The sequence below is a fragment of the Flavobacterium sp. SOK18b genome (assembly GCF_014156605.1).
Classification (GTDB): Bacteria; Bacteroidota; Bacteroidia; order Flavobacteriales; family Flavobacteriaceae; genus Flavobacterium; species Flavobacterium tiangeerense.
This window is the reverse complement of sequence record NZ_QKNZ01000148.1, coordinates 1-10,692: the sequence shown is the minus strand read 5'-3', so window position 1 is coordinate 10,692 and position 10,692 is coordinate 1. Positions and strand designations below refer to the sequence as shown.

At 33.8% G+C, this 10,692-nt stretch carries 5 protein-coding genes and 2 pseudogenes; 4 read left to right on the top strand and 3 right to left on the bottom strand.

The annotated features are described in order from the left end of the window. Nucleotides 1-274: 274 nt before the first annotated feature. Nucleotides 275-1,699, bottom strand: a pseudogene (locus DNC80_RS15375) (YifB family Mg chelatase-like AAA ATPase); the annotation flags it as partial. A 228-nt stretch (nt 1,700-1,927) separates the two neighbouring features. Between DNC80_RS15375 and DNC80_RS15370 the strand changes: the two are divergent. The 4 genes from DNC80_RS15370 (at nt 1,928) to DNC80_RS15355 (ending at nt 8,262) form a co-directional block, all read left to right on the top strand. Then, nucleotides 1,928-4,918 (top strand): amidohydrolase family protein, encoded by a 2,991-nt coding sequence (locus DNC80_RS15370; protein WP_182651965.1) that lies wholly within the window; start codon nt 1,928-1,930, stop codon nt 4,916-4,918. 55 nt (nt 4,919-4,973) lie between these two features. Then, a complete protein-coding gene (locus tag DNC80_RS15365; protein ID WP_182651964.1) occupies nt 4,974-6,281 on the top strand; it encodes an amidohydrolase family protein in 1,308 nt (435 codons plus the stop codon). 6 nt (nt 6,282-6,287) lie between these two features. Beyond that, complete coding sequence (locus tag DNC80_RS15360; RefSeq protein WP_086455037.1) at nt 6,288-6,665, top strand: PH domain-containing protein; 378 nt, start codon at nt 6,288-6,290, stop codon at nt 6,663-6,665. 280 nt (nt 6,666-6,945) lie between these two features. Next, on the top strand, nt 6,946-8,262 hold the full coding sequence (locus DNC80_RS15355; protein WP_182651963.1) for an ammonium transporter: 1,317 nt from the start codon (nt 6,946-6,948) through the stop codon (nt 8,260-8,262). A gap of 141 nt (nt 8,263-8,403) precedes the next feature. Here DNC80_RS15355 and DNC80_RS15350 read toward each other — a convergent pair whose 3' ends face one another. Together DNC80_RS15350 and DNC80_RS15345 are read right to left on the bottom strand one after the other, a co-directional pair. Then, the gene (locus tag DNC80_RS15350; protein ID WP_182651962.1) at nt 8,404-10,254 is read right to left on the bottom strand and encodes a CocE/NonD family hydrolase; all 1,851 of its coding nucleotides are present in this window, start codon (nt 10,252-10,254) and stop codon (nt 8,404-8,406) included. 108 nt (nt 10,255-10,362) lie between these two features. Further along, nucleotides 10,363-10,692, bottom strand: a pseudogene (locus tag DNC80_RS15345) (thiol:disulfide interchange protein); the annotation flags it as partial.

Sequence of the window (10,692 nt, the reverse complement as noted above, 5' to 3'; positions counted from 1 at the left end):
GAATAAATAATAATTAATTTTAAAAATCATAACAAATAAATTTCAAATCTGATTTACAAAAAGAGGGTATATAGAAAGTTCAATGAAGAATATATTGTGAAGGAATATTCAAATAAATATTATTTATGAGGTCAAATATAAAGGATTACTTGTATTGCCCTAGTTAATTACTAAAACCTGGAAATGTAAACTATTTATTTTCTGTAGGTCATAATTAATTTTAAATAATTTGATTTTAAAAAATAATCTGCTATATGTAACAATTAGTATTATTTAAAATTCGATCGTAAGCCCTTGCAGATAAATTCAGGCGCTCCATAGCTGTTTTTAATAATTGTTTTGATACCTCATCAAGAGCGCAATACTCCCTGATTTGTTTAGTATTCATTTGGGCATTGTAATGAATGTGGTCCATGTGATCAAAACGTGCAGATTGTATTTCTCGAGCTGCAGTCACTCGCTCTCTAATAGCAACACTACTTTCGGCTTTTTGATCATCTGAAAGTTTATCAAAAGGAACGGGAGTTACTTCAATATGAATGTCTATTCTGTCTAGTAATGGACCAGATATTTTACTTAAATACCGATGCATTTCATGTGGAGATGACGTTTGTGGAGCATCTGGATCATTAAAAAAACCACTCGGACTTGGGTTCATACTAGCAACAAGCATGAAAGATGAGGGGTATGTGACCGTAAACTTGGCTCTAGAAATAGTAACTTCTCTATCCTCAAGAGGTTGACGCATTACTTCAAGAACATCTCTTTTAAATTCTGGTAGCTCATCTAGAAATAGAACTCCGTTGTGTGCCATAGAAATTTCTCCAGGCTGCGGATAACTTCCGCCACCTACTAAGGCGACATTAGAAATAGTGTGATGCGGACTCCTAAAAGGCCTTTGATTCATCAAACCCACTTCTTTAAGTTTACCTGCAACACTATGAATTTTAGTAGTTTCAAGTGCTTCGCGCAACGTCATGGGAGGCAAAATACTTGGTAATCTTTTGGCAAGCATTGTTTTTCCTGCGCCAGGCGGACCTATCAATATAATGTTGTGTCCACCTGCAGCAGCAATTTCCATACAACGTTTAATACTTTCTTGTCCTTTAACATCACTAAAATCGAATTCAGGAAAGTCTAAGGTTTTATAAAATTCGGCTCGTGTATCAATTGTGGTAGGTTCTAGAGTTCCTTTACCTTCAAGGAAATCAATCACTTCTTGAACGTTTTCAACACCATAGACTTCAAGTCCAGCTACAATGGCTGCCTCTTTAACATTTTGTTTAGGTAGAAAAAAACCTTTGAAACCTTCTTCTTTAGCTTTAATTGCTATTGGCAAGGCTCCTCTTATAGGTTGCAAACTTCCATCAAGAGACAATTCACCCATTATAATATATTGTTCAAGAGCATCTGCTTTGATTTGGCCAGAAGCCACTAAAATGCCAATTGCCAATGTCAAATCATAGGCAGAACCTTCTTTACGTAAATCTGCAGGAGCCATGTTAATTGTGATTTTTTTTCCAGGCATGGCATAGGTATTGTTTTTGAGCGCAGCAGCAATACGATAACTACTCTCTTTTATGGCATTATCTGGTAAACCTACAAGATGGTAGCCTATACCCTTATCCATATTAACTTCAACTGTTATTGTTGTCGCTTCAACGCCAAAAACAGCACTCCCAAAAACCTTTACTAACATATATCATTATTTTAAATTAAAATTAGTAAAAACTTTTCTTATATTTTAACACAATGACAAACAATCTAAAAAAATATAATTGTTTAAATAAGCTCTTAAAATAAAAACTTTTTAAAACTTTAAAAGCAAAGTAAATCACTATAATAAAAAACAAATGTTAAATTCATGTAAACAGCCTGCACTCTTTGTACAATTTTTTACTTTTAAGAACTAATTAGAAACTAAACTATGAAAAAAATTCTATTTCTACTTTTATTTAGCGTGGTGCTATCTAAAACGTATGCGCAGGAATACTTTCCTAACAACGAAAGTATACAAAACAAGAGCAGTAATTTTACCGCATTTACAAATGCTAAAATTTATGTAACTCCTACACAAATTATTGAAAAAGGTACATTACTGATTCAAAACGGAAAAGTAGTAAGTGCTGGAGCCTCAGTTACTATTCCAAAAAACTGTACTACAATAGACCTTGAAGGAAAATCTATTTACCCATCCTTCATAGACATTTACACGAGTTTTGGAATTGAAAAACCAAAAAGTGTTGCAGGAGCTGCCCGTATACCGGTTTATGACACAAAAAGAATAGGGTATTACTGGAATGAAAGCATACTAGCTGAGGCTAATGCATATGAAAACTTTAAATACGACCAAGCCAAAGCCGAGGAATTGCTTAAAGCTGGTTTTGGAGTAGTAGGAACTCACGTACCTAATGGAATTGCAAGAGGTACAGGTACTCTAATAGCATTGAATAATTTCGAAAAGAAAAATCAATTGTTAGCTGATAAGTTGACTAACCACTTTTCGTTTACAAGAAGCGTTACTACAAATCAATCCTATCCTAGTTCTTTAATGGGAATGATGGCGTTATTAAGACAAATGTACCACGATCTAGACTGGTACAAAAAAGGGAATTCAACCACAAAGGACCTTTCACTAGAGGCGCTTGCAAATAATGAAAAATTAGTCCAAATATTTGCATCTGAGGACAAATTAAACAGTTTGCGTGCCGCCAAAATCGCTAAAGAATTTGGATTAAACTATGTTTTAAAAGGAAACGGAAACGAATTTGAAAGAATTGAAGAAATAAAAAATACTAATTCTAAATTTATAATTCCAATAAACTTCCCAGAAGCGTATGATGTTTCGGATCCAAACCAGGCTAATCAAATGGAGTTAAAAGACTTGCGTTTTTGGAATCAAGCTCCTACAAACTTAAAAGTTTTATCAGACAATGGAGTGGTATTTGCTCTGACTACTGATAAATTAAAGAAAATTGAAGATTTTAGAACAAACCTTTTAAAAGCTATAAAATTTGGTTTTGACAGTACCAAAGCTCTAGAGGCACTGACTACAATTCCTGCAGCTATTTTAGGAAAAAGCAATGAAGTTGGATCGTTAAAAAACGGAAGCTTAGCTAATTTCGTAATTGCATCAGGCGCCATTTTTGATGAAAAAACAATTTTATATGAAAACTGGGTTCAAGGTAACAAGTTTGTAATAAATGATTTAACTATCAAAGATATTAGAGGGAATTACGATCTCACCATTAATAATGAAAAATTCAAATGGAAAATAAATGGTGAAGTAAGCGCACCAAAATCAGAAATTACAACTGTTGATGCCAAAAAAGTAAATTCAAAACTTTCTATGAGCAACAATTGGTTATCTACCGTGATCAAACCTTTGGATTCAACCAAAACTAGTTTTACAAGATTGATTGGGTTTATTGACGATACCCAAACCCTTTCTGGAAAAGCAGTTTTATTTGACGGAAAAGAAGTAAAATGGTCTGCAGTAAAAACAGCTCCATTTGTAAAAACCATCGATTCTACTAAAGTTGAAAAAAACAATTTTGTAATCCCTAGAACATTCCCAAATACAGCTTTTGGAAATCTTAGCAAACCTGCAGCGCAAAATATCTTGTATAAAAATGCAACAGTTTGGACTAACGAAAAAGAAGGAATCCTGACCGAAACAGATGTTTTGGTGAAAAACGGAAAAATTGCAGCAGTGGGTAAAAACATTTCGGATGCCTCTGCTACTGTAATTGATGCCAAAGGAAAACACCTTACTAGCGGTATTATAGATGAGCACTCTCACATTGCGATTTCTAATGGAGTGAATGAAGGCGGACACAACTCTAGTGCCGAAGTAACTATTCAAGACGTAGTAAACTCTGAAGATGTAAATATATACAGAGAACTAGCTGGTGGTGTAACAACATCGCAATTATTACACGGTTCAGCAAACCCTATTGGTGGTAGATCTGCCATTGTAAAATGGAAATGGGGAGCTGCAGCTGATGAAATGTTATACAAAAACCAACCAGGATTTATAAAATTTGCACTAGGAGAAAACGTAAAACAATCAAACTGGGGAAATACAAATCCTACTCGTTTTCCACAAACAAGAATGGGTGTTGAACAAGTTTTTATTGATTATTTTCAAAGAGCCAAAGAATATGATTTGAGCTGGAAAGCATTTAACGCAAGTAATAAAAAAGGAAAAGCTCCTAGAGTAGACATAGAACTACAGACTCTTGCTGAAATATTAAATAAAGAACGCTTTATTTCTTGTCACTCTTATGTACAATCAGAAATATTAATGTTAATGAATGTTGCTGAAAAATTTAATTTTAAAGTAAATACATATACGCATATCCTAGAAGGCTACAAAGTGGCTGATAAAATGAAAGAGCACGGTGTGGGAGCTTCTACTTTCGCTGATTGGTGGGCTTACAAATTTGAGGTAAATGATGCTATTCCTTTTAATGGTCCTATTATGCACAACGCTGGACTTGTAGTTGCCTACAACTCTGATGATGCTGAAATGTCAAGAAGATTAAATCAAGAAGCTGCTAAGGCAGTAAAATACGGAAATATATCTGAAGAGGATGCGTGGAAATTTGTAACATTGAACCCAGCAAAATTATTGCACATTGATGATAAAGTGGGTAGTATAAAAGCAGGTAAAGATGCTGATATTGTATTATGGAGTGACAATCCATTATCTATTTATGCAAAAGCAGAGCAAACTTTAATTGAAGGAGTTGTGTACTTTGATGCAAAAAAAGATCTTGAAAAAAGAGTAGAAATCACAAAAGAAAGAAGTGAACTGATAGGTCAATTGTTACAAGAAAAAAACAAAGGAATGATCACACAAGAGCCTAAAAAGAAAGAAAGAAAAGAATATGAGTGCGATACTCTTGAGGAGTAACACTTTCTCAATTTCATACTTTAAGCTTAGTCAAGCAACTTTAAAAAAATATAAAATGAATTATAAAAAAATATACCTCTTAGTTTTGGCACTCGGTTTGCCAATACTAGCTCAAGCGCAACAAACACCCGCAAATAAACAATCCAAATCTGTTTTGATCATGAATGCAACTGCGCATCTAGGAAATGGCAAAGTGATTGAAAACAGTGCATTAGGATTTGTAAACGGAAAAATCACCCTAATTGCCGATGCTACCGTGATACGTCTTGCGGCTGGTGCTTATGATGTTACGATAAATGCTGCTGGAAAACATGTTTATCCTGGATTTATTGCTCCAAATTCTACTTTAGGTCTTGTTGAAATTGACGCCGTTAAATCATCTGATGACGAAGATGAAATAGGTGCTATGAAACCTCACGTAAGAAGTATCATTGCTTATACAGCTGATTCAAAAGTTATTGAAACAGTAAGACCAAACGGAATTTTAATGGCACAAATAACGCCTAGAGGCGGAGTAATATCTGGTACATCTTCAATTGTTCAACTGGATGCATGGCACTGGAAAGATGCATTGGTTAAAGAAAATGATGGAATACACGTTAACTTTCCTTCTACTTTTAGAAGAAGCGGATGGTGGGCAGAACCAGGAAATATTGAAGCCAACAAAGAATATGCAAAAGAAGTTCAAGAGCTAAGCTCTTATCTTTCTAATGCAAAAGCTTATTTAGGCGAATCTTCAAAAGAAAGAAACATCGTTTTAGAATCTACAAAAGGTCTTTTTGATGGTACTCAAACTTTATTTATCCATGCCAATGAAGAAAAACAAATTATAGACGCAGTACAGTTTGCTAAACAAAGCGGAATCAAAAAAATGGTTATTGTTGGCGGTTATGAGGCTTATAAAACTGCCGATTTATTGCGAGAAAACAACATTGGTGTTTTATTGAAAAGAGTTCATGAAATGCCAGAAAATGATGATCATGACATTGATTTACCATACAAAAATGCAAAACTACTTACTGATAAAGGAGTTCTTGTAGGCCTCGAAAATAGTGGGTCACATGAAAGAATGAACACAAGAAACCTACCGTTTTTAGCTGGAACTTGTGCTGCTTACGGTTTAGATAAAGAACAAGCTTTACAACTTATCACATCAAATACGGCTAAAATACTTGGTATTGATGCACAATGCGGTACTCTTGAGGAAGGAAAAGATGCTACTTTATTTTTATCTGATGGTGATGCACTTGATATGAGAACAAACAAGCTTACAAATGCTTTCATACAAGGTAGAATGATTAGCTTAGAAACACATCAAACTAAATTAAACGATCGTTACAAAACAAAATACAACCAAAATTAAATTATTATGGGATTATTTAATGCTATTCTAGGAAATGCATCTGAGGTAAATATTCAAAATATTGCTACAGAATTTGAACCAATCTTGATTGAAGGTGAGGTAATTGAAAAAGCATACAAACTCATTAGAGATATGTTTATTTTCACCAATAAAAGATTGATCTTGATTGAAAAACAATTAGTAGGAACTAAAGTTGATTATTTAACCATTCCCTACTCTAGTATCAAAAAATTCTCAAAAGAAAGTGCAGGATTATTAGATATGGATGCTGAATTAAAAATTTGGCTTAATAATGATGATGCACCCATTAGCAAACAATTTGGAAAAGGCGGTAACAACATTAATGAGGTGTATCAAATTTTAAGTAGACACACGTTGAAATAATCTTTTTTAGAATGCTATTTCTAAAGACACTAGTTGATTCATCAATTAGTGTCTTTTTTTTATGTCATAAATTCATGTAAATAATCTAGATTTATAACAAAATTTTTAAAAAGTTCAAATTGGGCTTGTTAAATTGTAAATTTTAAGATTAAATTATAATTAACCCTTAAAAAAATAGGGGTCATTTTAATATATATTTAAAAGTTTAACTCATGCTGTTATTTTTAATGGGGTATAAACAACATTTTTATACTTTTATTGAAATTTAAATCAAAAAACTATGAGAAAAATTGTTTTGAGTGTGCTGTTAATTGCGATCTTGTTATTTACCCTTTTTTCAAATTATTTCTTAATCGATGCACCTGCTCCAAGCGAGGCTGTAAAATTTGACACTGGCGATACAGCTTGGATTATTGTTGCTACAGCTCTAGTGCTTATCATGACTCCTGGGTTAGGCTTTTTCTATGGCGGTATGGTTGGAAAAAAAAATGTAATTAGTACAATGTTACAAAGTTTTATGGCTATGATAATTGTTACTGTTTTATGGGTTATCATTGCTTTCGGACTTTCATTTGGCCCTTCAATTAGTGGTATTATTGGAAATCCAATTCCTAACTTATTTTTTCAAGGCGTAGGGACTAACACCGCATGGAGTCTTGCTCCTACCATTCCGTTTATGCTATTCGCCTTATTTCAAGCTAAGTTTGCCATCATTACGCCTGCCTTGATAACTGGAGCATTTGCTGAGCGTATCCGTTTTTGGGCTTATTTACTTTTTATGGTTTTGTTTATATTATTTATCTATACTCCGCTTGCGCACATGACTTGGCATCCTGATGGTTTGTTTTTCAAAATGGGAGTACTTGATTTTGCAGGTGGAACAGTAGTACACATGAGTGCAGGATGGGCTGCACTTGCAGGAGCTATTTTCCTTGGAAAAAGAAAAGTTCAAAAGGTTAATCCAGCAAGAATAACATATGTATTATTAGGAACTGGTTTACTGTGGTTTGGCTGGTTTGGTTTTAACGCAGGCTCAGCATTAGGCTCAAATGGTTTAGCAGTACAAGCATTAGGAACTACTACAGTTGCGGCAGCTGCTGCTGGAATGGCTTGGGTATTTCTAGACAAAATTCTAGGACACAAATTATCAGCAATGGGCGCTTGTATTGGCGTAGTTGTAGGCTTAGTAGCCATTACACCAGCTGCTGGTTTTGTGAGTATTCCACACGCTATGTTTATAGGAGCAATTGCTAGTATCATCAGTAATCTTGTAGTGAGAGCATTTCATAAAGGAAAAATTGATGATGCATTAGATGTTTTTGCTTGTCACGGTGTGGGCGGTATGGTAGGCATGCTTCTTACTGGTGTATTTGCTTCAAAATCAATTAACTCAATTGTAGGAGATAATCAAGGTTTAATTTTTGGAGAAACAACTTTATTTTTAAACCAATTAAAAGCTTTAGTTGTGGTTTCTATTTTTGCTTTTACGGCATCCTATGTTTTATTTTTTATTGTTAATAAAATAACACCTTTACGTGTAAGCGAAGAAAAAGAAGAATTAGGGCTTGACATTTCTCAACATGGTGAATTTTTATAATCAAACAATATTTACTAGAATAAGTATTAAATAATCATCTTGAAACATATCTTAAAAAAAATACCTCAAAAAGTAATAACTTTTTGAGGTGTTTTTTTTAAAAGGGATTGATTCATTAAAGATATAAATCTTAATAACTCTTTATTTAAGGATAGTAAATTCTATTTTAGAATCGTTGTACACTTTATGAGTTTGTTTTTGAAAATCTTCTGGTTTTGCATAAAAAATGTTTTCAACAAAAGTTTGAGGATTTAGATCTATCAATGGAAACCAAGTGCTTTGAACTTGTACTTGAATTTTATGCCCTTTCTTAAAGGTATGAAATACATCTTGCAACTTAATATTTACTGCTGTTTTTTCATTTGCCACAAACGGTTCTGGTTTACTAAAACTATTTCTAAAACGCCCTCTCATCACTTCGCTTCTCACCATCATGTGATAATTACTCATTTTTAAATGAGGAGCTATCTCTTTAGTCTCTGGCTCCTCATTAGGAAAAACATCAATGACTTTTACTACCCAGTCAGCATCTGTACCTGTTGTAGCCACTTGTAATTGCGCTAAAATATCGCCAGCAAGTGTGGTGTCATCTGTTAAAATTTCGGTTTCAAAAACAAGAACATCAGGACGTCTTGCTGCAAAACGCTGGTCATCTGTCATGTATTTTCTAGGTGTAAGACCTTGTTGTTTAACATCTTCAGAATAAGGAACTGGCTTCTTTGGGTCACTTACAAACTCTTCAAAGGCAAAATTCCTTTTTGCCATTTGTGACAACTTGTTCTCTTGCATGAAAAAAGCTTTCTTTTCCGTATTCTTTGGAGGCCACGCATCGTACGTTTTCCATTCTTTTTTACCAGAATCAAAAACATAAGCCTCAGGAAGTGTGTTTTCACCTTTTCCATTATTTTTTAGGAAATGACGGAAAAAATTAGCTTCAATATTTTTTTGGTAAAAACCTGAAATGCTATCGCCAAAATTAATATTCCCAATAACTTGTTTAGCAGAATTACGAGCCCAATCTCCGTGACTCCATGGCCCCATTACGATGGTATTGTAATTTTTACTGCTCTTTTCAATCGTACTGTATGTATTTAATGGACCGTATAAATCTTCTGCATCAAACCAACCACCAACCGTCATAACTGCAGGTTTAATATTGTTCAAATGTTGAAGAATACCTCGCTTTTGCCAAAAATCATCGTAACTAGAATGATCTTTTAGCTGTTGCCAAAATTCATTATCGGCTCCGTAATACTTATCTAAATTTGAAAGTGGGCCAGCATCAAGAAAAAATTGATAATCATCATTGGTTCCCGTATTGGTAAAAGTATACCATGGCTCTGTGGTACGTGCCTTTTTTTGTGGTCCAAATAAAGGTGTCACTTTCCAGTAACTTAAAAGATAAGCTCCATTGTGATGAAAATCATCAAAGAAGAAATCAGCAATACATGCTTGTGGCGAAACTGCTTTTAATGCCGGGTGATTACTTAATAAAGAATACGTTGCATAAAAACCTGGATAAGATATTCCCCATGTTCCTACGTTTCCGTTATTATTAGGTACATTTTTTACCAACCAATCTATTGTATCATACGTATCAGATGCTTCATCAATATCAGTCTTTGATTTTTTATTAGGTACATAGCCACGCATGTTATCATACAAACCATCACTCATAAACCTACCACGAACATCTTGGTAAACTACAATATACCCTTCTTTCATCATCGTTTCACTTGGTGAAATCGACCTTTTCATTTTATCAGCGCCATAAGGCCCCGAGTTATAAGGTGTTCTTTGCATGATGATTGGATACTTTTTTGAGGTATCCTTTGGAGTATAAATTGAGGTAAATAGCTCAGCTCCATCGCGCATCTTGATATGCACTTCTTTTTTAGTGTAATTTTCTGCTACATAATTTGGTTTAGAATCCTGAGCCGAGGATAATAAGACACCAAATATCAATAATGCAATACTTAGTAGTTTTTTCATGTGTTTTTTAAATTTAATAGGGTTTAAAGATAAAAAATATGTGGAAATAAAAACAGTTTAAAGACCCTAAAATAAATTCATTGTAAAAAAATAAGCATAAAAAAAGGCCTATTCGGCCTTTTTAAATGAATCTATTCCGTCTCTCAACCAATCTTTATAAGCATTGATATCTGAGTTGTAACTTTCTGGTTTATCTGATAGCATATTCCCATCAGTGTCCATAACAATGTAGTATGGCTGTGCATTTGCTTTAAACTTGGTAATTTGAAAATCACTCCATTTATTTCCTACGCTTACCACCTCTTTTCCAGTTTCTTTAGATACGTATTGCTCTTCTTTTGGGAGTTCCCTTTTATCATCAACATATAACGAAATAAGCACAACCTCGTTTTGCAATATTTTTAAAATCATTGGATCAGACCAAACATAATCTTCCAT